Consider the following 20,318-nt stretch of genomic DNA (forward strand, 5'->3'; position numbering starts at 1 on the left):
GTCAGAAACGTAGGGGCCATTGACGCAGCCGATCGCGAAGGTTGTGCAACAGGCGAATCAAGCCCTCGGGTTCCTTGATCAGGAACACGATGATCAACACGCCAAAGATGATTTTCTGCAGGTTCTGCAACTGCCCCGCATCCACCGCGCCACCAAACAGCGCCTGCCCGGCGTGGCTGAGAAAGATCGGCAGCAGGCTGATAAAGGCCGCGCCGACAAAGTTGCCGGCGATACTGCCCATGCCGCCGATAATGATGATGAACAGGATCTGGAACGAACGATTGATATCGAAGCTGCTGGCGCTGGCCGTTCCCAGGTAGGCAAAGGCCCACAGCGCGCCGGCGATGCCCAGGTAGAACGAGCTGACCGCGAACGCCAGGCGTTTGTAGCGCACCACCGGAATGCCGACCACGGCGGCGGCGGTGTCCATGTCGCGGATCGCCATCCAGTTGCGCCCGACCTGGCTGCGCACCAGGTTGATCGCGGTCCAGGTCAGCAGCAGCACGGTGACCAGGGTCAGCAGGTAGCGGCCCAACGGCGTGTTGAGGTCGTGACCGAACAGCGCCAGCTTCGGCGCGGAGATAGTCCCGGACGAACCGTAGTTGTAGAACCACGGAAATTTGACGAACAGCCACTCCAGGAAAAACTGTGCGGCCAGGGTGGTGACCATCAGGTAGAAGCCCTTGATCCGCGAACTGGGCAGGCCGAACAACAGGCCGACCAAGGCGCTGATGACCCCACCGCCGAGCAGCGCCACCGGCAAACCCAACTCAGGCAGGCGCAACAGAAATCCATAGGTGGCAAACGCGCCGACGGCCATGAAGCCGGCCGCCCCCACCGATGTCTGTCCGGTGTAGCCGGTGAGCAGGTTAAGGCCCAGCCCGGCCAGCGACAGCACCAGGAACGGGATCAGGATCGCATTCAGCCAATAGTCATTGCCCCACAGCGGCACCGCGATAAAGGCCAGCGCCAACAGGCCGATCAGGGCCCAGGGGATGCGCCGCTGAATCAGCAGCAACGGCGCGGTTTCTTGCGCAAGGGGGATCGACATGGTTTCAGACTCGCTCGATGGCGCGCTCGCCGAACAGGCCGGCGGGACGGATATACAGGAAGGCCAGGGCCAATACGTAGGCGAACCACGGCGTGATACCGCCGCCGATCAACGGGCCGATGTACACCTCGGCGAGGTTCTCCGCCGCGCCGACAATCAGCCCGCCGACAATCGCCCCGCCAATCGAGGTAAAGCCGCCGATAATCAACACCGGCAAGGCCTTGAGCACCACCAGCGACAACGAGAATTGCACGCCTTGACGCGCGCCCCACAGCAGCCCGGCCACCAGCCCGACGATCCCGGCCACCGCCCAGACAATCTGCCAGATGCGGTTGAGGTTGATGCCGATGGACAGCGCCGCCGTGGTGTCATCCGCCACCGCGCGCAGCGACACGCCGATGCGGGTCTTGTTGAACAGCAACGCCAGCACTGTCACCAGCACCACGGCGGCGGCGGCAGCGATCAGGTCGAACTGGCTGAGCATCAGCGGGCCGACGAACAGCGGTACGTCGTCGATGCCCAAGTCGAGGGCGCGCACCTGAGCGCCCATCAGTCCCTGGGCCAGGCCTTCGATCATGAACGACAGGCCCAGCGTCGCCATGAACAAGGTGATCTGCGAACGGTTCACCAACGGCCTCAAGACCAGACGCTCGATGAACAAGGCGCCGACGATCATTACGATCACCGTCAGCAGCAGTGCCAGGGCAAACGGCACGCCCTGATCATGCAGGCTGACAAAGGTCAGCGCGGCAAACAGCAGCATCGAGCCCTGGGCGAAATTGAACACGCCACTGGCCTTGTAGATCAGCACGAAACCGATGGCGACCAGCGAGTACATGGTGCCGGCGAGCAGGCCGCCGAGCAGGGTTTCAAAGAAGAACGTCATCCGTTTACCACTCCCAGGTAGGCCGCGATCACCTCGGGATTGGCCTGCACATCGGCAGGCGTGCCGTCACCGACCTTGCGCCCGTAATCAAGCACCACCACGTGGTCGGACAGGCCCATCACCACGCCCATGTCGTGTTCGATCAACACCACGGTGGTGCCGAGGTCGCGGTTTACGTCGGCGACGAAGCGCGCCATTTCCTGCTTTTCTTCGGCGTTCATGCCGGCCATGGGCTCATCCAGCAACAACAAGCTCGGCCCTGCGATCAACGCCCGGCCGAGTTCCACGCGTTTTTGCAGGCCGTAGGAAAGGTTGCCCACCAACACCTCCCGGTGAGCTTGCAGTTCAAGGAATTCGAGAATGCCCTGGGCCCGCAGCCGGAACGCTTCGGCTTCGCGGCGTGCGCGGGGTAAGCCGAGGGCCTGTTCGATAAAATTGCTGCGCATGTGCCGTGACAGGCCGGTGAGAATGTTGTCGAGCACGCTCATCTTTTTGAACAGCGCGTTGTTCTGGAAGGTGCGACCAATGCCGCGACGCGCAGCCCCCAAGGGGTCGATGCGGTGGAAATGTTGGTCTTCGAAGACAATCTCGCCGGCATCGAAGCGATACACACCATTGAGCACGTTGAGCAGCGAACTTTTACCTGCGCCATTCGGCCCGATCAGCGCGCAGATTTCGCCGCGCGCCACCTCGAAGGACAAGGCATTGATCGCTTTGACGCCCTTGAACGACAGCGAGATATCCCGCACCTGCAAAATGGCCTGGCTCATGCGATGTCCCGTGTGAACTCAGCCAGCCAGGTCGGTTCGGCCGTCGGTTTAAGCGGTTGCCAGATGTAGGCCAGGCGTTGGAAACCCAGCAGCTTGCGCACGCGGTTTTTCAGCAGGCGACGCACGCCGCTCTGCGGGTGGGCGATGGCCCAGTCGCACAAACGTCGGCGCCAGGTGCCGTGAGGCGCCAGGCGACTTTCGATCTCATCGGCCAGATGCTGCAAACGCACGGGCGACAACAGCAGGCCGGTGGGGGCGACTTCGCTGCGATCGCGCCGCGCCGAGGCCAGGCTTTCCGGGAAGGCCAGGCCGTGACCGCTGTTCAGCCATTGCTCCAGCACCACCGCGAGACCGCCCTGCCAGTGGGTGCCCTCTTCGCTCCACAACGCGGTTTCGCCCGTGGGCTGCCACCAGCGTGCGAGGTGTTGCGCGGGGTCCAGCGGGCCGAGCAATTGAGCGAAATCCAGTAGATTCGCCGACTGCCAATCCCGTACGTGCTTGCGGCCTTGCACATAAGAGTGAGTGGGGCGAATGCGCCACAGGTGGTGCTGGAGCGCCTCGGGATCCAGGCCATCGGCCAGGGTCAAGACCTGTCCACCGATGGCGTGCGCCGCCAGCGCCAGCAGCAACAGGTTCGGTTCAAACGCACCGCTGAGGGCCAGCCGCGACTGCTCGCTGAAACCCTGATGGCGTAACCCGTCGGCCAGGCGTTCCACGTCACGCAAGGCGTCGATCCAGCGCCACGCATACCACTGCCCCTGGCGCTTGTGGCGCAGGGCGGTGTGCAGCGGCGTGATCTGCGCCCAGTGGCGCAACTGTTCCAGCGCCTTGGGCAGGTTGCCGAGCTGTTCGGCGGGCCATTCCAGGGCCAGTGGGCGTTTGAGTGCGTGCACGCTCATAGGGGTAGTGCTCCTATTGGGTGGTGTGCGTGCGGTGGTCCGCTGGCGGGATTATTTGGATCAACACCGATCTACTGTGGGAGGGGGCTTGCCCCCGATGGCGGTGTGTCAGTCACAAGTGCCTTGACTGGACTGCCGCTATCGGGGGCAAGCCCCCTCCCACATTGGTTATGTGCGCGTCAGATAAATTGCGGTAACCGGCACCAGGGTGGTTGGAGGCCAACCTTGCGCCGTCGCCAAACAACTTCTCGCGCAACGTACCCTGGGCGTATTCGGTCTTGTACACGCCGCGCTTCTGCAACTCCGGCACCAGCAGGTCCACGGCGTCGATGAAAGTTTCATGGGTCAGCGCGTAGGCCAGGTTGAAGCCGTCGACATCGGTCTCTTCGACCCATTCCTGCAACAGGTCCGCCACGGTTTCCGGGCCGCCGACAAACAGCGGGCCAAAGCCGCCGATGCCGACCCAATCGGCCAGTTCGTTTGGGGTCCAGACCTTGTTCGGGTCCGCCGTGGAGAAGGCTTCCACCGCCGACTGGATGGCGTTGGTGTGCACGTGCTTGAGCGGTTCATCCGGTTTGAACTGGCTGAAATCGATGCCGGTCCAGCCGGAGATCAGCGCCATTGCACCTTCGTAGCTGACGTAGGATTTGTATTCATCAAACTTGGCTTTGGCCTTGGCATCGGTCTCGCCGACGATCACCGTCTGCAAGTTGAAGATCAGGATTTTCTTCGGATCGCGCCCGGCTTCGGCGGCACGGCGGCGGATGTCGGCGACGATCTTTTTCAGCAGCACCTTGGACGGCGCTGCAACGAATACGCACTCGGCCTGCTCCGCCGCAAACTGCTTGCCACGGCTGGACGCACCGGCCTGGTAGAGCACCGGCGTGCGCTGCGGCGACGGCTCGCACAAATGAATGCCAGGCACCTGGAAGTGTTTGCCGACATGGCGGATCTCGTGGATCTTGCTCGGGTCGCTGAAAATCCGGCGCTCGCGGTCGCGCAACACCGCACCCTCCTCCCAACTGCCCTCCCAGAGTTTGTAGCAGACCTCCAGGTATTCCTCGGCGTAGTCGTAGCGCGCGTCGTGTTCGGTCTGGGCTTTCTGGCCAAGGTTCTTGGCGCCGCTTTCCAGGTAGGAGGTGACGATGTTCCAGCCGATGCGGCCCTTGGTCAGGTGGTCGAGGGTGGAGAGTCGGCGGGCGAACGGGTACGGATGTTCGAAGGACAACGAAGCGGTCAGACCGAAGCCCAAGTGTTCGGTAACCAAGGCCATCGGCGCGATCAACGACAGCGGGTCATTGACCGGCACTTGGGTCGCCTGGCGAATCGCCGCCTCGCCATTGCCGTTGTAGACGTCATAGATGCCCAGCACATCGGCGATAAACAGGCCATCGAACTTGCCGCGCTCAAGGATCCTGGCGAGGTCGGTCCAGTATTCCAGGTCCTTGTACTGCCACGAACGGTCACGCGGGTGCGCCCACAGGCCCGGGGATTGGTGGCCGACACAGTTCATGTCGAAGGCGTTCAAGCGGATTTCACGGGACATCAAAGCACTCCGTTGAGGTGGTAGTTACCGACAACCTGGTATTTCCAGCGCAGGGGGTCATCGAGGGTCGGCGGCAGTGCGGTGCGTTGGCCGGTGAGTTCGAATTCGGCGTTGCTGGCAGCGATCAAGGCTTCGGCGGCCGCGATCTGCGCTTCGGTCGCAGCAACCGGGCTGGGATGGGTTTCGGCGCGCTCAAGCAAGGCGGCGGCCACGTCGACGCGGATCTGCAGATCGCCGAAGCGGCTGATCACATAGGGGTCATCGCTTTTCTCGACATGGCGGCGGGTGCTGTCCAACAGTTGGCGCGCAAGCTTCAGTGTGGTCATGGAATACGGCTCCTCAGTTCCAGGCGTGGCGCGCGGGCTTCACGCCGTTAAGCACGAAGTTGCCGATCAGGTGGTATTTCCAGCGGGCCGGGTCGTGCAGGGTGTGGGTACGCGCGTTGCGCCAGAAGCGATCAAGGTTATGTTTGCCGGTGACCGAGCGCGTGCCGGCCAGTTCGAAGAGTTTGCTGCTGGCGAGCAAGGCGGTTTCAGCCGAGAGGACTTTGGCCTGGGCAACCACCAGCGAGGCGTGGGCGACGGTGTCTTCGCTGGGCTCGGCTAGGGCGCGGTCAACCGCCAAACCTGCTTTGGCGAGGATGGCTTCGGTGCCGTGGACGCGCCATTCCAAGTCGCCGATGGCGGCGATGGTGAAGGGGTCTTGCCAGCCGTGCTCCTGCTGGCTGTCGATCCACGGTCGCGCCTGGCGGGCGTAGATCTTCGCCTGTTCGAGGGCACCAAGGGCGATACCGGTGTCGACGGCGGCCTGGATGATCTGCGAGATCGGGCCGTTGGCGGTGGGTTGGTCGAAGGCTTGATGGGCGGGGATCACCGCTGTCAGGGGCACCGTTACCCCGTCGAGGGTCACGCCGCCGCTGGCGGTGGTGCGCTGGCCGAAGCCGTCCCAGCTGTCGATCACGCTAAGGCCCGGCGCATCGCGTTCGACAAAGGCGATAAACGCCTGGCCGTGTTCGTTGTTGCCGACCGTAGGCACGATGTGGGCGAACAGCGCGCCGGTGCAGTAGAACTTCTCGCCGTTGATGTACGCGGTGTCGCCGTGGACGCGAATCTGGGTATCGAAGGTGCCGGCATTCTTGCTCTTGGCTTCGGAGAAGGCATTGCCGAAACGGTAGCCGGCCAGCACCTTGCCGAAGTAATGACGTTTTTGTGCCTCGGTCGCGGTTTGCAGCAGGATGTCCACCACGCCCAGGTGGTTCTGCGGGATCTGCCCCAGGGACGGGTCGGCGGCGGAGATCAGCTTGATCACCTCAGCGACCGTCACATAGGACACTCCAGCGCCGCCGTACTCTTTGGGAATGGTGATGCCCCACAGGCCGCTGGCAGAGAACGCTTCGAGTTCGGCGAAAGGCAGGATCCGATCACGGTCGCGCGCGCTGGCGTCGACGGCAAAACGTGCGGCCAGGCGCGTGGCCACCTCGATGGCTTCCGCGTCCGAGCGGATGATATGGGCAGGGTGTTGAGGGTGGGCTGACATGGGCCGACTCCAGGCTCCGAGGGGATGACCTGGGTGATTGCAGGAGTCGTGCCTGAAAGTAATTGCCAATAAAATCAGCGAGTTGCTGTCAAATCAGCGCAATAGAGCGCGTTTCAAACCAGCAAAGTGTCCATCCACTGTTGCCGGGTGAACAGTTAGATCACCACGGTCCGTACGAAGCACACCGCCACGTCACCCTCATTGCGATAGCCGTGGGATTGGCGGCTGGCGAACATATAGAACTCACCCGCCACGACGTGTTTTTCTTCGTCGTCGAGGATCAGGGTCAGTGCGCCCTCATACACGAACAGCTGCACGCTCCAGCCATCCGGATCGGGCTCGGGGCTGTAGCGATCACCAGGTTCCAGGCGCATCTCCCACAATTCCACTTCGCGCCGGGCATTGGCTTTGGCCAGTAGCACCGCCTTGCTGCCCGGAATCTCACCGGCCCACGCCAGCTCATTGATGCGGCTGTGGTCGGGGGCGTCCGGCGCCTGGATGAGGTCGCTGAAGGCCACGTTTAACGCTTCGGCCACCCGGTCGAGGGTGGACAGGCTGACGTTCTTTTCGCCCGCTTCGATGGCCACCAGCATGCGCCGGCTGACCCCGGACTTTTCCGAGAGCGCGGTCTGGCTCAGGTCGGCGGCGTGGCGCAGGCGACGGACGTTCTGGCTGACGTGCTGCAGGACCGAAGCCCGATGTGGATTTTCTTTGTGCACTATATTGCTCAATGGGTGGGTGTGCGCAGTATACTGCCCAGCGTGCGGCGCATTGTGCGGTCCGTGCCTTTCCCTTGCAAGACCGAGCCGCCATGACCACCCCAAACGCCTCCCCTCGTTTCAGCCGTTTCAGCAAAGCCGAATGCATCCTGGTGGTGATCACCATGATCTGGGGCGGCACGTTTCTGCTGGTGCAGCACGCGATGACCGTCAGTGGGCCGATGTTTTTCGTCGGCCTGCGCTTTGCGGCGGCGGCGATCGTGGTGGGGTTCTTTTCCCTGCGCACCCTGCGCGACCTGACCCTGTTCGAGTTGAAGGCCGGGGTGTTTATCGGTGTGGCAATCATGTTTGGATACGGTTTGCAGACCATTGGCCTGCAGACGATCTTGAGCAGCCAGTCGGCGTTTATCACGGCTTTATATGTGCCGTTCGTGCCGCTACTGCAATGGCTGGTACTTGGGCGTCGTCCGGGCTTGATGCCGAGCATCGGCATCATGCTGGCGTTTGCCGGGTTGATGCTGCTGACCGGGCCGGCGGGCGCTTCGCTGAACTTCAGCGCCGGCGAAATCGCCACGTTGATTGGCGCGGTGGCGATTGCGGCGGAGATCATCCTGATCAGCGCGTTTGCCGGGCAGGTGGATGTGCGCCGGGTGACCGTGGTGCAACTGGCCACGGCGTCGCTGTTGTCGTTCCTGATGGTGGTGCCGATGGGCGAGGCGTTGCCGGGGTTTTCGTGGCTGCTGCTGTTCAGTGCGGTGGGCCTGGGCTTGACCAGTGCGGTGATCCAGGTGGCGATGAACTGGGCGCAGCAAAGTGTTTCGCCGACCCGGGCCACGTTGATCTATGCCGGTGAGCCGGTATGGGCAGGCGTGGTGGGGCGGATTGCCGGGGAGCGCTTCCCGCCGATTGCGATGGTGGGGGCGGCGTTGATTGTGGTGGCGGTGATTGTCAGTGAAATGAAGACTAAGGGGCAGAAGGCGCTGGCGTTGGAAGAAGAGCTGGAGCAAGAGCGTCAGAACTGAGGTGCCGGTTGTGGGGCGGCTGCGCAGCCCAGCGGGAGCAAGCTCCCTCGCCACAGGGTCCTAAACACTGCCAAATGGGATTATTCGACCTATCTTGTAGGATCCTGCCACATCTTGCCGTTTGGTGATCGTGAAAGCGGCACGTATGATGCATCCCAAACTCCCGCAGATTAGAAGCCTATGTCCCTGATAGTTCTACTGCTTCTGCCTTTTATTGGCAGCTGTCTGGCGGCCTTGCTGCCGCACAATGCACGTAACACCGAATCCCTGCTGGCCGGCCTTGTGGCCCTGGTCGGCACTATTCAAGTCGCCCTGCTCTACCCCCAGATCGCCCACGGTGGCGTGATCCGCGAAGAATTCATGTGGTTGCCCAGCCTCGGGCTGAACTTCGTGTTGCGCATGGACGGGTTTGCCTGGCTGTTCTCGATGCTGGTGCTCGGCATCGGTTCGCTGGTGGCGTTGTATGCGCGTTACTACATGTCGCCGGATGATCCGGTGCCGCGATTCTTCGCGTTTTTCCTGGCCTTTATGGGCGCCATGCTCGGCCTGGTGATCTCCGGCAACCTCATCCAGATCGTGTTCTTCTGGGAACTGACCAGCCTGTTCTCGTTCCTGCTGATCGGCTATTGGCACCACCGCGCCGACGCGCGCCGCGGTGCGTACATGGCGTTGATGGTCACCGGCGCCGGCGGCTTGTGCCTGCTGGCCGGCGTGATGCTGCTGGGGCATATCGTCGGCAGCTATGACCTCGACCAGGTGCTGGCGGCGGGCGATCAGATTCGTTCGCACTCGCTGTACCCGGTCATGCTGGCCCTGGTGCTGATAGGCGCCTTGAGCAAAAGCGCGCAATTCCCCTTCCACTTCTGGCTGCCCCATGCGATGGCGGCCCCCACGCCGGTGTCGGCGTACCTGCATTCGGCAACGATGGTGAAGGCCGGCGTGTTCCTGCTGGCCCGCCTGTGGCCGTCGCTGTCGGGCAGCGAAGAATGGTTCTGGATCGTCGGCGGCGCCGGCGCCCTCACCCTCCTCCTCGGCGCGTACTGCGCCATGTTCCAGAATGATCTGAAGGGCCTGCTGGCCTATTCCACCATCAGCCACCTCGGGCTGATCACCTTGCTGCTGGGCCTCAACAGCCCGCTGGCCGCCGTCGCGGCGGTGTTCCATATCCTCAACCACGCCACCTTCAAAGCCTCGCTGTTCATGGCCGCGGGCATCATCGACCACGAAAGCGGCACGCGGGACATCCGCAAGCTCAGCGGGCTGGTCAAGCTGATCCCGTTTACCGCGACCCTGGCGATGGTGGCCAGTGCGTCCATGGCGGGCGTGCCGTTGCTCAACGGCTTCCTGTCCAAAGAAATGTTCTTTGCCGAGACCGTGTTCATCACCTCGACGGCCTGGGTGGAGTTCGCCCTGCCGTTGATCGCGACCATTGCCGGGACATTCAGCGTGGCCTATGCGCTGCGTTTCACCGTGGACGTGTTCTTCGGCCCGCCGGCGACCAACCTGCCGCACACGCCTCACGAACCACCGCGCTGGATGCGCGCACCGGTTGAGTTGCTGGTGTTCACGTGCCTGCTGGTAGGGATTTTCCCGGCCCAGGTGGTCGGCTCGATCCTTGCCGCCGCTGCGCTGCCGGTGGTGGGCGGCGTGCTGCCGGAGTACAGCCTGGCGATCTGGCACGGCTGGAACGCGCCGATGATCATGAGCCTGGTGGCCATGTCCGGCGGCGTGGTGCTGTACCTGCTGCTGCGCAAGCAACTCAAGCTGGGGCGCTTCAAGTACCCGCCGATCATCAGCTATTTCAACGGCAAGCGTGGTTTCGAGCGCAGCCTGGTGGTGATGATGCGCGGCGTGCGCAGGATCGAGAAACGCATCAGTACCAAGCGCCTGCAGACTCAGTTGTTCCTGCTGGTGCTGGTGGCGGTGATCGGCGGCATGATCCCGATGCTCAACAGTGGCTTGAGCTGGGGCGACCGCCCGAAAATCCCGGGGTCCATCGTGTTCGTCACCCTGTGGGTGCTGGCGATCGCCTGCGCCCTTGGCGCCGCCTGGCAAGCCAAGTACCACCGGCTGGCGGCCCTGACCATGGTCAGCGTGTGCGGCCTGATGACCTGCATCACCTTTGTGTGGTTCTCGGCGCCGGACCTGGCGTTGACGCAATTGGTGGTCGAAGTGGTGACCACCGTGCTGATCCTGCTGGGCCTGCGCTGGCTGCCGCGGCGGATCGAGGAGGTCTCGCCGCTGCCGAACACCTTGCGCAAGGCGCGGATTCGCCGGGTGCGCGACTTCCTGCTGTCCACCGTAGTGGGCGGCGGCATGGCGCTGTTGTCCTACGCGATGTTGACGCGCCAGACCCCCAACGATATCTCTTCGTTCTACCTCAGCCGTGCCCTGCCCGAAGCGGCGGCAGCAATGTGGTGAACGTGATGCTCGTCGACTTCCGGGGCTTTGATACCCTCGGCGAAATCACCGTGCTCGGCGCCGTGGCGCTGACGGTGTACGCCCTGCTGCGCCGCTTCCGCCCTTCCAAGGAAAGCATGCAACTGCCCGCGCAACAGCGCCAGTTGGCGCCGGACGTGGCCACCGACCTGGTCAACCCACGCCAGGCCAGCGACACCGCGCTGGGCTTCATGATGGTGCCGGCGGTGCTGGTGCGCCTGCTGCTGCCGATTGCGCTGGTGGTGTCGTTCTACCTGTTCATGCGCGGCCACAACCAGCCGGGCGGCGGGTTTGTCGCCGGGCTGGTGATGTCGGTCGCGTTTATCCTGCAATACATGGTCGCCGGCACCCAATGGGTCGAGGCACAAATGAGCCTGCGGCCGATGCGCTGGATGGGCTTCGGGCTGTTCTCCGCGACCCTGACCGGGCTTGGCGCCTTGTTTGCCGGCTACCCGTTCCTCACCACCCACACCTGGCATTTCAGCCTGCCGGTGCTCGGCGACATTCATGTCGCCAGCGCGCTGTTCTTCGACGTCGGCGTGTACGCCATGGTCGTCGGCTCGACGCTGCTGATGCTCACCGCCCTCGGTCACCAGTCCGTGCGGGCCCATAAACCGAGCAACCAGGCCAAAGTGGTTGCCGCTACGGAAGGAGCCGCCTGATGGAAGAAGTCATTGCAATTGCCATTGGCGTCCTGGCCGCCTCCGGGGTCTGGCTGATCCTGCGGCCACGGACGTTCCAGGTGGTGATGGGCCTGTGCCTGCTGTCGTACGGGGTCAACCTGTTCATTTTCAGCATGGGCAGCCTGTTTATCGGCAAGGAGCCGATCATCAAGGACGGTGTGCCGCAAGACCTGCTCCACTACACCGACCCGCTGCCCCAGGCGCTGGTGCTCACGGCCATCGTGATCAGCTTCGCCATGACCGCCTTGTTCCTGGTGGTGTTGCTGGCGTCACGGGGCCTGACCGGCACTGACCATGTGGACGGCCGGGAGCCCAAGGAATGACGTGGATGAATCAACTGATCGTCGCACCGATCCTGCTGCCGTTGCTTACCGCCGCCTTGATGCTGATGCTCGGCGAGAAGCATCGGCCGCTGAAAGCGCGCATCAACCTGTTCTCGAGCATGATCGGCCTGGGCATCGCCATTCTGCTGCTGTACTGGACGCAAAAAGGCGGCCCCGGCTCGATTGGCGTGTACCTGCCGGGCAACTGGCAGGTGCCGTTCGGCATTGTGCTGGTGGTGGACCAACTATCAGCCTTGATGCTGGTGCTCACCGGGATCATCGGCGTGAGCGCGCTGCTGTTCGCCATGGCCCGCTGGGACCGTGCCGGCACCAGCTTCCATGCGCTGTTCCAGATCCAGATGATGGGCCTCTACGGCGCCTTCCTCACGGCCGACCTGTTTAACCTGTTCGTGTTCTTCGAGGTGCTGCTGGCGGCGTCCTATGGCTTGATGCTGCACGGTTCCGGCCGTGCGCGGGTGTCATCGGGGCTGCATTACATCGCGATCAACCTGCTGGCCTCGTCACTGTTCCTGATTGGTGCGGCGATGATCTATGGCGTCACCGGCACGCTGAACTTTGCCGACCTGGCGCTGAAGATCCCGCTGGTGCCGGAAGCCGATCGCGGCCTGCTGCACGCGGGTGCGGCGATCCTTGCGACGGCGTTCCTGGCGAAAGCCGGCATGTGGCCGCTGAACTTCTGGCTGGCCCCCGCCTACTCATCGGCCAGCGCGCCGGTGGCGGCGATGTTTGCGATCATGACCAAGGTCGGCGTGTACACCGTGTTGCGCCTGTGGACCCTGTTGTTCTCCGGCCAGGCCGGTGCGTCGGCACTGTTTGGCGGCGATTGGCTGGTGTACGGCGGCATGGCCACCATTGTCTGCGCCGGTCTGGCGATGGTGGCGGCGCAGCGCCTGGAGCGCATGGCCAGCTTGAGCATCCTGGTCTCGGCCGGGATCCTGCTGTCGTCGGTGGGCTTCGCCCAGCCGAGCCTCACCGCCGGCGCGCTGTTCTATCTGGTCAGTTCCACCTTGGCCTTGAGCGCGCTGTTCCTGCTGGCCGAATTGATCGAGCGTTCGCGCTCGGCCAACGACCTGCCGCTGGATGAAGAGATCGATGCACTGCCCAAGGCCATGGAGTCCCTGCATCCGCGCCCTGGCGTCAACCTCGATGACGAACAGAAAGCCGTGGTCGGCCAGGTGATTCCCTGGACCATGGCCTTTCTGGGCTTGAGTTTTGTCGCCTGCGCCCTGCTGATTATCGGCATGCCGCCGTTGTCCGGGTTTATCGGCAAGCTCAGCCTGTTGAGCGCGCTGGTCAACCCGCTGGGCCTGGGGGTCAGTGTCGAGAAGCCGATCCGCCCGGCTGCCTGGGGCCTGGTCGCACTGCTGATCCTCTCCGGCCTGGCCTCGCTGATCGCCTTTGCGCGTTTGGGCATCCAGCGCTTCTGGACCCCGGAAGAGCGCCCGTCGCCGTTGCTGCGCCGCTATGAGTGCGTGCCGATCTTCTTCCTGCTGGGCCTGAGCATTCTGCTGACCTTCAAGGCAGAGCCGCTGATGCGCTACACCCTGGGCACCGCCCAGAGCCTGAACAACCCGGAAAACTACGTGATGGCGGTGATGGCAACGCGTCCCGTACCCAGCCCTGAAGCCAAGACCGCCGCGCTGGAGGTGCAACCATGAAGCGCCTGTTCCCTGCCCCGTGGCTGTCGCTGGCGTTGTGGGTGCTGTGGCTGGTGCTGAACCTCTCGGTCAGCCCCGGCAACCTGCTGCTGGGCGCCCTGCTGGGCTTTCTTGCGCCGCTGCTGATGGCACCGCTGCGCCCGTTGCCGATCCGCATCCGCCGCCCCGGCGTGATCATCCGCCTGTTTTTCCTGGTGGGACGCGATGTGATCGTCTCCAACCTGCAAGTGGCCTGGGGCGTGCTGACATGCAGCTCGCGCCCGCCGCGCTCGCGCTTCGTCAAGATCCCCATGGACCTGCGCGACGCCAACGGCCTGGCCGCGCTGTCGATGATCACCACCGTGGTGCCCGGCACCATCTGGTCGGAACTGGCACTGGACCGTAGCATCCTGCTCTTGCACGTGTTCCACTTGGAGGATGAAGCACCGTTTATCGAGCACTTCAAGACCACCTACGAGCGGCCCCTGATGGAGATCTTCGAATGAGCGCCCTGCTCTCCAATGCGATCCTGTTCAGCCTGTTCCTGTTCTCGCTGGCCATGGTGCTGACCTTGGTGCGCCTGTTCAAAGGCCCGTCGGCACAAGACCGCGTACTGGCGCTGGACTACCTGTACATCCTGGCGATGCTGATGATGCTGGTGCTGGGCATTCGGTATGCGAGTGACACCTACTTTGAAGCGGCGCTGCTGATCGCGCTGTTTGGCTTCGTCGGCTCGTTTGCCCTGGCGAAATTCCTGCTGCGTGGGGAGGTGATTGAATGATGCCGTTATGGGTGGAAGTGATCGTGGCGGTGCTGCTGGTGCTGAGCAGTGTGTTTGCGTTGATTGGCGCGATCGGATTACTGCGGATGAAGGACTTTTTTCAACGCATGCACCCACCGGCACTGGCTTCAACGTTAGGGGCCTGGTGTGTCGCGTTGGCGTCGATTATCTACTTTTCGGTGCTCAAGTCCGGGCCGGTGTTGCACGGGTGGTTGATTCCGATTTTATTGTCGATCACGGTGCCGGTGACCACATTGCTGTTGGCTCGCACTGCGCTGTTCCGCAAGCGCATGGCCGGTGATGACGTCCCCGCCGAGGTCAGCAGCAGACGCTGATTACTTGAATGAGCACGGTCAAAAATGTGGGAGGGCATCTCCGCCACCGCCATTTCGCTGAAGGAACAGATCATGGCTATACCCATCGCAGTCGTGGCAGGAATGGGCCGCCGTAACCGCTCTATCGGCAAAGCGGGCGGACTCTTACGGATGGTCCCGGACGACATGCGCCGCTTCGCCGCCAAAACCATCGGAAAGCCCGTGATCATGGGCCGCAAGACCTTTGAATCGGTGATCGCACTCAGTGGACGACCACTGGCGGATCGTCCCAATATCGTGCTGTCGCGCAACCCGGCCTTTGAACACGAGCAGGCTGTGGTCTGCCGCTCGCTGGCATCAGCGCTGGAATGCGCGGCTTCCTACCATCCCGAGGAAATTCATATCGGTGGCGGCCCGGAGCTATATGACCAGGTGATAGATCGGGTGGACAGGCTCTACCTTACCCTGTTCAACGACGATCACGAAGGGGAAGCCCGGTTTCCCAGCTTCGAGGATGAATTCATCGAGGTCTGCCATCATGGTGTCAGGGAGCATGAGGGCCTAGCGTATGAATGGGTCGATTACGTTCGGCGCGGCGCAGTGAGGGAATGAAACAGGCACGATCCAAATGTGGGAGATGTCGAGCTTTAGCGAGGCTTCGAAGGCGGCGGCACTGTTGGCAGATATGTTGACTGAACCACCGTCATCGGGGGCAAGCCCCCTCCCACACTGGATCGCTGTTGGCAGGGAGAAAACAGCCCGGCTGTAAATCTCATGGATATCGCTAATCCCCTGTGGGAGATGTCGAGCTTCAGCGAGGCTTCGAAGACGGCGGCATTGTTGGCAGATATGTTGACTGAACCACCGTCATCGGGGGCAAGCCCCCTCCCACACTGGATCAGGTGAGCCGCTCACTAAAACGGTGTGCAAAAAAACGCCCCGAACCAATCGGGGCGTTTTTCATTCAGCGTTTACCGATCAAGCCTGATCAGCCAACCGCCACGTCGTCCCACCCTTCCCGTCTTCCAACACCACCCCCATCGCGGTCAGTTGGTCACGGATACGGTCGGATTCCGCCCAGTCCTTATTGGCCCGCGCAGCCAAACGCGCCTGGATCAGCGCATCCACTTCAGCCGCGTCCACACGCCCTTCGGCGCCGGCTTGCAGGAAATCCTCAGGCTTCATTTGCAGAACCCCCAGCACGCTGGCCAGCTCTTTCAAGCGTGCCGCCAGGCCGGCCGCCGCGTCGAGATCGCTCTCACGCAGGCGGTTGATCTCGCGCACCATCTCGAACAGCACGGCACAGGCTTCCGGGGTGCCGAAGTCGTCGTTCATGACTTCGGTGAAGCGTGCCACGAACGCTTCGCCGCCGGCAGGCGCCACGGATGGCAGGCCTTTCAACGCGTGGTAGAAACGCTCCAGGGCGCCCTTGGCGTCCTTGAGATTGTCTTCCGAGTAGTTGATGGCGCTGCGGTAGTGGCTCGACACCAGCAGGTAACGCACGACTTCCGGGTGGTACTTTTCCAGCACGTCGCGGATGGTGAAGAAGTTGTTCAAGGACTTGGACATCTTCTCGCCATTGATGCGGATCATGCCGCAGTGCATCCAGGCGTTGGCGTAGGTCTTGCCAGTGGCGGCTTCGCTCTGGGCGATTTCGTTTTCGTGGTGCGGGAACTCAAGGTCGCTGCCGCCGCCATGAATGTCGAAGGTGTCGCCCAGGCAGCAGGTGGACATCACCGAGCATTCGATGTGCCAGCCCGGACGCCCGGCGCCCCACGGCGACTCCCAGCTCGGCTCGCCGGGCTTAGTGCCTTTCCACAGCACGAAGTCGAGCGGGTCTTGCTTGGCTTCATCGACTTCGATCCGTGCGCCGATGCGCAGGTCTTCGATTTTCTTGCGCGACAGCTTGCCGTAGCCCATGAACTTGGCGACGCGGTAGTACACGTCGCCATTGCCCGGGGCGTAGGCGTAACCCTTGTCGATCAGGGTCTGGATCATCGCGTGCATGCCAGGGATGTGGTCCGTGGCACGTGGCTCCATGTCCGGCTTGAGGATGTTGAGGCGCGCCTCGTCCTCGTGCATCGCGGCAATCATGCGCTCGGTCAGCGCGTCGAACGACTCGCCGTTTTCATTGGCGCGGTTGATGATCTTGTCGTCGATGTCGGTGATGTTGCGCACATAGGTCAAGTCATAGCCGCTGAAACGCAACCAGCGGGTCACCAAGTCGAAGGCAACCATGCTGCGGCCGTGGCCGATGTGGCAGTAGTCGTACACGGTCATGCCGCACACGTACATGCGCACCTTGTTGCCATCCAGCGGCTTGAAGACTTCTTTGGTCTTGCTGAGTGTGTTGTAGATCGTTAACACGACATTTCCCTTAAATCACTGGCCCCACGAATCACGCAAGGTCACGGTACGGTTGAACACCGGATGACCGGGTTTCGAGTCCTTGATATCCGCGCAGAAGTAACCTTCGCGCTCGAACTGGAAACGGTCTTCCGGCTGTGCGTCGCCAAGCGATGGCTCGGCACGACAACCGGTGAGCACTTGCAGGGAGTCAGGGTTGATGTTGTCGAGGAAACTGGCGCTGTCTTCAGCCTTTTCAGGGTTCGGCGAGCGGAACAGGCGATCGTACAGGCGCACTTCGCACTCGACGCTGGCAGCGGCCGGCACCCAGTGGATCACGCCTTTGACCTTGCGGCCTTCAGGGTTCTTGCCCAGGGTTTCCGGGTCGTAGGAGCAGCGCAGTTCGACGATGTTGCCATCGGCGTCCTTGATCGCTTCGTCGGCACGGATCACGTAGCTGCCACGCAGACGTACTTCGCCGTTCGGCTCCAGGCGCTTGTAGCCCTTCGGCGGTTCTTCCATGTAGTCATCACGGTCGATGTAGATTTCACGCGCGAACGGCAGCTTGCGCACGCCGAGCGCTTCGTTCTGCGGGTGACGCGGCAGCTCGAGGTGGTCGACTTTGTCTTCCGGGTAGTTGGTGATCACTACTTTCAACGGACGCAGCACGCACATGGCACGCGGCGCGTTGGCGTCGAGGTCCTGGCGGATGCTGAATTCGAGCATGCCGAAGTCGACCACGCCGTCGGAACGGTTGGTGCCGACCATGTCGCAGAAGTTGCGGATCGATGCCGGGGTGTAGCCGCGACGGCGGAAGCCCGACAGCGTCGACATGCGTGGGTCGTCCCAGCCGTGCACGTGCTTTTCATCCACCAGTTGCTTGAGCTTGCGCTTGCTGGTGATGGTGTAGTTCAGGTTCAGGCGGCTGAATTCGTACTGACGCGGGTGCGCCGGTACCGGCAGGCTGTCGAGGAACCATTCGTACAGCGGGCGATGGCTTTCGAACTCCAGGGTGCAGATGGAGTGGGTGATGCCTTCGATGGCGTCCGACTGACCGTGGGTGAAGTCGTAGTTGGGGTAGATGCACCACTTGTCACCGGTCTGGTGGTGGTGGGCATGACGGATGCGGTACATGATCGGGTCGCGCAGGTTCATGTTCGGCGAGGCCATGTCGATCTTGGCGCGCAGCACGCGGGCGCCGTCCGGGAACTCACCGTCGCGCATGCGGTTGAACAGGTCCAGGTTCTCTTCCACCGAACGGTCGCGGAAGGGGCTGTTCTTACCCGGCTCGGTCAGGGTGCCACGGTATTCCTTGGCTTGCTCAGGCGTCAGGTCGTCGACGTAGGCCTTGCCGGCCTTGATCAGCTCGACGGCCCAGTCGAACAACTGGTCGAAATACTTCGAGGCATAGCGCACTTCACCGGACCATTCGAAGCCCAGCCACTTGATGTCGCTTTCGATGGCGTCGATGTATTCCTGGTCTTCCTTGGCCGGGTTGGTGTCGTCGAAACGCAGGTGCGTGACGCCACCGAACTCCTGGGCCAAGCCGAAGTTCACACAGATCGACTTGGCGTGACCGATGTGCAGGTAGCCGTTGGGCTCTGGCGGGAAGCGGGTGACGATCTGCGTGTGCTTGCCCGAATCCAGGTCCGCCTGGATGATCGGGCGCAGGAAATTGACCGGGACGGCAGGTCCGGCCTTGGCATTCGAGGTAGGGTCGACAGTGGGCTTGCTCATAGGATCCTTGAACAGACAGGTTCGTGGCCGGGTGAGGCCAGATAAAACAAAGGCGATATCATAGCCGATGCTGTCAAGCACCTGACAGGCCAGCACCGAAAACTGCAGCATTTATTGCATAGGCGGTAAAAAACCACCTCGAAATTCCTGCAGGTCACGCTAAACTGCGCCCCTTGGCCTCTGTTTAGCCAGACCGGTCGAGGCGCGCAGGCGTCCAAACCCACGAATTCCCTGAAAAGAGTAGTGAACATGACTCAAGTCAAACTGACCACCAACCACGGTGACATCGTCATCGAGCTGAACGCCGAGAAAGCGCCGATCACCGTCGCCAACTTCATCGAGTACGTTAAAGCCGGCCACTACGAAAACACCGTTTTCCACCGTGTCATCGGCAACTTCATGGTCCAGGGCGGCGGTTTCGAGCCTGGCATGAAAGAAAAGAAAGACAAGCGTCCAAGCATCCAGAACGAAGCGGACAACGGCCTTTCCAACGACAAGTACACCGTTGCGATGGCCCGTACCATGGAGCCGCATTCGGCCTCCGCGCAGTTCTTCATCAACGTCGCCGACAACGCCTTCCTCAACCACAGCGGCAAGAACGTGCAGGGCTGGGGCTACGCGGTATTCGGTAAAGTGACCGAAGGCCAGGACGTCGTCGACAAGATCAAAGGCGTGCAAACCACCGGTAAAGCCGGCCACCAGGACGTTCCGGTAGAAGACGTTATCGTCGAGAAAGCCGAGATCGTTGGGTGATATTGCTGATTTCAGATTTGCATCTGGAAGAGGAGCGCCCGGACATCACCCGGGCGTTTCTGGATCTGCTCCACCACCGCGCCCGTGGCGCCCAGGCGTTGTACATTCTGGGGGACTTCTTTGAAGCCTGGATTGGCGACGATGGGATGACCCCCTTCCAGCGTTCGATTTGCGCAGCCCTGCGCGAGCTGAGCGACAGCGGCACCCCGATTTTCATCATGCACGGCAACCGCGATTTCCTCATCGGCAAGGCGTTCTGCAAAGCCGCAGGTGCCACCTTGCTCAAGGACCCGAGTGTCGTGCAGCTCCATGGCGAGCCCGTGCTGTTGATGCACGGCGACAGCCTCTGCACCCGCGACGTCGGCTATATGAAGCTGCGGCGCATCCTGCGCAACCCGATTGTGCTGTTTATCCTGCGGCATCTGCCGCTGCGCACGCGGCACAAGCTGGCGCGCAAGCTGCGCAGCGAAAGCCGTGCGCAGACGCGCATGAAGGCCAACGACATTGTCGATGTGACCCCCGAGGAAGTCCCACGGGTGATGCAGCAATTTGGCGTGCGCACCCTGGTCCACGGCCACACGCACCGGCCGGCCATCCATAAGCTGCAGATTGGCGACCAGGCGGCCAAGCGCATTGTGCTGGGGGATTGGGATAAGCAAGGCTGGGCATTGCAGGTGGATGAGCAAGGGTTTCAATTGGCGGCGTTTGACTTCGTCAACCCGCAATTGGCGTTGCCCGGCGCCTGAACCTCAGACACCACAAATCCAATGTGAACAAAGATCCAAATGTGGGAGGGGGCTTGCCCCCGATAGCAGTGTGTCAGTCAGCTCATACTCAACTGACAGAATGCCATCG

At 62.3% G+C, this 20,318-nt stretch carries 19 protein-coding genes and 1 pseudogene; 10 read left to right on the top strand and 10 right to left on the bottom strand.

Annotation, left to right across the window (positions count from 1 at the left end):
• Position 1: 1 nt before the first annotated feature.
• From K7431_RS09360 to K7431_RS09395, 8 genes are all read right to left on the bottom strand, one after another.
• Positions 2–1,051, bottom strand: coding sequence for a branched-chain amino acid ABC transporter permease (locus tag K7431_RS09360; RefSeq protein ID WP_012724979.1), 1,050 nt, complete (start codon positions 1,049–1,051; stop codon positions 2–4).
• 4 nt (positions 1,052–1,055) lie between these two features.
• Complete coding sequence (locus K7431_RS09365; protein ID WP_012724980.1) at positions 1,056–1,937, bottom strand: branched-chain amino acid ABC transporter permease; 882 nt, start codon at positions 1,935–1,937, stop codon at positions 1,056–1,058.
• The gene (locus K7431_RS09370) at positions 1,934–2,707 is read right to left on the bottom strand and encodes an ABC transporter ATP-binding protein (RefSeq protein WP_012724981.1); all 774 of its coding nucleotides are present in this window, start codon (positions 2,705–2,707) and stop codon (positions 1,934–1,936) included. The genes K7431_RS09365 and K7431_RS09370 overlap by 4 nt, the downstream gene beginning before the upstream one ends.
• A complete protein-coding gene (locus tag K7431_RS09375; RefSeq protein WP_012724982.1) occupies positions 2,704–3,606 on the bottom strand; it encodes an AMP-binding protein in 903 nt (300 codons plus the stop codon). The genes K7431_RS09370 and K7431_RS09375 overlap by 4 nt, the downstream gene beginning before the upstream one ends.
• Before the next feature lie 112 nt (positions 3,607–3,718).
• A complete protein-coding gene (locus K7431_RS09380; protein WP_043205551.1) occupies positions 3,719–5,152 on the bottom strand; it encodes an LLM class flavin-dependent oxidoreductase in 1,434 nt (477 codons plus the stop codon).
• Positions 5,152–5,478: an acyl-CoA dehydrogenase gene (locus K7431_RS09385; protein WP_012724984.1), complete on the bottom strand. Its 327-nt coding sequence runs from the start codon at positions 5,476–5,478 to the stop codon at positions 5,152–5,154. Before K7431_RS09385 ends, K7431_RS09380 begins: the two co-directional genes overlap by 1 nt.
• Before the next feature lie 13 nt (positions 5,479–5,491).
• The gene (locus K7431_RS09390; protein ID WP_043205552.1) at positions 5,492–6,688 is read right to left on the bottom strand and encodes an SfnB family sulfur acquisition oxidoreductase; all 1,197 of its coding nucleotides are present in this window, start codon (positions 6,686–6,688) and stop codon (positions 5,492–5,494) included.
• A 155-nt stretch (positions 6,689–6,843) separates the two neighbouring features.
• A complete protein-coding gene (locus tag K7431_RS09395; RefSeq protein ID WP_043205553.1) occupies positions 6,844–7,407 on the bottom strand; it encodes a helix-turn-helix domain-containing protein in 564 nt (187 codons plus the stop codon).
• Between the two features lie 92 nt (positions 7,408–7,499).
• Between K7431_RS09395 and K7431_RS09400 the strand changes: the two genes are divergently transcribed.
• From K7431_RS09400 to K7431_RS09435, 8 genes and pseudogenes are all read left to right on the top strand, one after another.
• Entirely contained in the window at positions 7,500–8,429 is a 930-nt protein-coding gene (locus tag K7431_RS09400) for a DMT family transporter (RefSeq protein WP_012724987.1), read from the top strand.
• Positions 8,430–8,609: 180 nt separating this feature from the next.
• Positions 8,610–11,530: pseudogene (locus K7431_RS09405) on the top strand (monovalent cation/H+ antiporter subunit A).
• Positions 11,530–11,874, top strand: a complete 345-nt coding sequence (locus tag K7431_RS09410) for a Na+/H+ antiporter subunit C (protein ID WP_007986256.1) — start codon at positions 11,530–11,532, stop codon at positions 11,872–11,874. Before K7431_RS09405 ends, K7431_RS09410 begins: the two are co-directional and overlap by 1 nt.
• Positions 11,871–13,553: a monovalent cation/H+ antiporter subunit D gene (locus K7431_RS09415; protein ID WP_043205554.1), complete on the top strand. Its 1,683-nt coding sequence runs from the start codon at positions 11,871–11,873 to the stop codon at positions 13,551–13,553. The genes K7431_RS09410 and K7431_RS09415 overlap by 4 nt, the downstream gene beginning before the upstream one ends.
• A complete protein-coding gene (locus tag K7431_RS09420; RefSeq protein WP_012724989.1) occupies positions 13,550–14,038 on the top strand; it encodes a Na+/H+ antiporter subunit E in 489 nt (162 codons plus the stop codon). The genes K7431_RS09415 and K7431_RS09420 overlap by 4 nt, the downstream gene beginning before the upstream one ends.
• Positions 14,035–14,313 (top strand): K+/H+ antiporter subunit F, encoded by a 279-nt coding sequence (locus tag K7431_RS09425; RefSeq protein ID WP_003211751.1) that lies wholly within the window; start codon positions 14,035–14,037, stop codon positions 14,311–14,313. The genes K7431_RS09420 and K7431_RS09425 overlap by 4 nt, the downstream gene beginning before the upstream one ends.
• Positions 14,310–14,648 carry a Na+/H+ antiporter subunit G gene (locus K7431_RS09430; RefSeq protein WP_043205555.1) on the top strand — a complete coding sequence of 113 codons (339 nt, stop codon included), beginning with the start codon at positions 14,310–14,312 and terminating at the stop codon, positions 14,646–14,648. The genes K7431_RS09425 and K7431_RS09430 overlap by 4 nt, the downstream gene beginning before the upstream one ends.
• Before the next feature lie 24 nt (positions 14,649–14,672).
• On the top strand, positions 14,673–15,239 hold the full coding sequence (locus K7431_RS09435) for a dihydrofolate reductase (protein WP_052308679.1): 567 nt from the start codon (positions 14,673–14,675) through the stop codon (positions 15,237–15,239).
• Between the two features lie 366 nt (positions 15,240–15,605).
• Here the strand turns inward: K7431_RS09435 and cysS are convergent, their stop codons facing one another.
• Positions 15,606–16,994, bottom strand: a complete 1,389-nt coding sequence (gene cysS / locus K7431_RS09440; RefSeq protein ID WP_012724992.1) for a cysteine--tRNA ligase — start codon at positions 16,992–16,994, stop codon at positions 15,606–15,608.
• 15 nt (positions 16,995–17,009) lie between these two features.
• Positions 17,010–18,710 carry a glutamine--tRNA ligase/YqeY domain fusion protein gene (locus K7431_RS09445; RefSeq protein ID WP_012724993.1) on the bottom strand — a complete coding sequence of 567 codons (1,701 nt, stop codon included), beginning with the start codon at positions 18,708–18,710 and terminating at the stop codon, positions 17,010–17,012.
• 249 nt (positions 18,711–18,959) lie between these two features.
• Here K7431_RS09445 and K7431_RS09450 point away from each other — a divergent pair, with 249 nt between their 5' ends.
• Complete coding sequence (locus K7431_RS09450) at positions 18,960–19,463, top strand: peptidylprolyl isomerase (protein ID WP_043205556.1); 504 nt, start codon at positions 18,960–18,962, stop codon at positions 19,461–19,463.
• Positions 19,460–20,209: a UDP-2,3-diacylglucosamine diphosphatase gene (gene lpxH / locus K7431_RS09455; protein WP_012724995.1), complete on the top strand. Its 750-nt coding sequence runs from the start codon at positions 19,460–19,462 to the stop codon at positions 20,207–20,209. The genes K7431_RS09450 and lpxH overlap by 4 nt, the downstream gene beginning before the upstream one ends.
• Positions 20,210–20,318 lie beyond the last annotated feature (109 nt).

The sequence above is a fragment of the Pseudomonas fluorescens group sp. genome (assembly GCF_020093335.1).
Lineage (GTDB): Bacteria > Pseudomonadota > Gammaproteobacteria > Pseudomonadales > Pseudomonadaceae > Aquipseudomonas > Aquipseudomonas petroselini.

What these genes read in the sequence shown, in the direction of transcription:
- K7431_RS09360 (WP_012724979.1), bottom strand. Translation starts at nt 1,051, where the DNA reads ATGTCGATCCCCCTTGCGCAAGAAACCGCGCCGTTGCTGCTGATTCAG.
- K7431_RS09445 (WP_012724993.1), bottom strand. Translation starts at nt 18,710, where the DNA reads ATGAGCAAGCCCACTGTCGACCCTACCTCGAATGCCAAGGCCGGACCT.
- K7431_RS09450 (WP_043205556.1), top strand. Translation starts at nt 18,960, where the DNA reads ATGACTCAAGTCAAACTGACCACCAACCACGGTGACATCGTCATCGAG.
- K7431_RS09400 (WP_012724987.1), top strand. Translation starts at nt 7,500, where the DNA reads ATGACCACCCCAAACGCCTCCCCTCGTTTCAGCCGTTTCAGCAAAGCC.
- K7431_RS09430 (WP_043205555.1), top strand. Translation starts at nt 14,310, where the DNA reads ATGATGCCGTTATGGGTGGAAGTGATCGTGGCGGTGCTGCTGGTGCTG.
- K7431_RS09365 (WP_012724980.1), bottom strand. Translation starts at nt 1,937, where the DNA reads ATGACGTTCTTCTTTGAAACCCTGCTCGGCGGCCTGCTCGCCGGCACC.
- K7431_RS09435 (WP_052308679.1), top strand. Translation starts at nt 14,673, where the DNA reads ATGTGGGAGGGCATCTCCGCCACCGCCATTTCGCTGAAGGAACAGATC.
- K7431_RS09385 (WP_012724984.1), bottom strand. Translation starts at nt 5,478, where the DNA reads ATGACCACACTGAAGCTTGCGCGCCAACTGTTGGACAGCACCCGCCGC.
- K7431_RS09380 (WP_043205551.1), bottom strand. Translation starts at nt 5,152, where the DNA reads ATGTCCCGTGAAATCCGCTTGAACGCCTTCGACATGAACTGTGTCGGC.
- K7431_RS09415 (WP_043205554.1), top strand. Translation starts at nt 11,871, where the DNA reads ATGACGTGGATGAATCAACTGATCGTCGCACCGATCCTGCTGCCGTTG.
- K7431_RS09425 (WP_003211751.1), top strand. Translation starts at nt 14,035, where the DNA reads ATGAGCGCCCTGCTCTCCAATGCGATCCTGTTCAGCCTGTTCCTGTTC.
- K7431_RS09370 (WP_012724981.1), bottom strand. Translation starts at nt 2,707, where the DNA reads ATGAGCCAGGCCATTTTGCAGGTGCGGGATATCTCGCTGTCGTTCAAG.
- K7431_RS09410 (WP_007986256.1), top strand. Translation starts at nt 11,530, where the DNA reads ATGGAAGAAGTCATTGCAATTGCCATTGGCGTCCTGGCCGCCTCCGGG.
- K7431_RS09375 (WP_012724982.1), bottom strand. Translation starts at nt 3,606, where the DNA reads ATGAGCGTGCACGCACTCAAACGCCCACTGGCCCTGGAATGGCCCGCC.
- K7431_RS09420 (WP_012724989.1), top strand. Translation starts at nt 13,550, where the DNA reads ATGAAGCGCCTGTTCCCTGCCCCGTGGCTGTCGCTGGCGTTGTGGGTG.
- K7431_RS09390 (WP_043205552.1), bottom strand. Translation starts at nt 6,688, where the DNA reads ATGTCAGCCCACCCTCAACACCCTGCCCATATCATCCGCTCGGACGCG.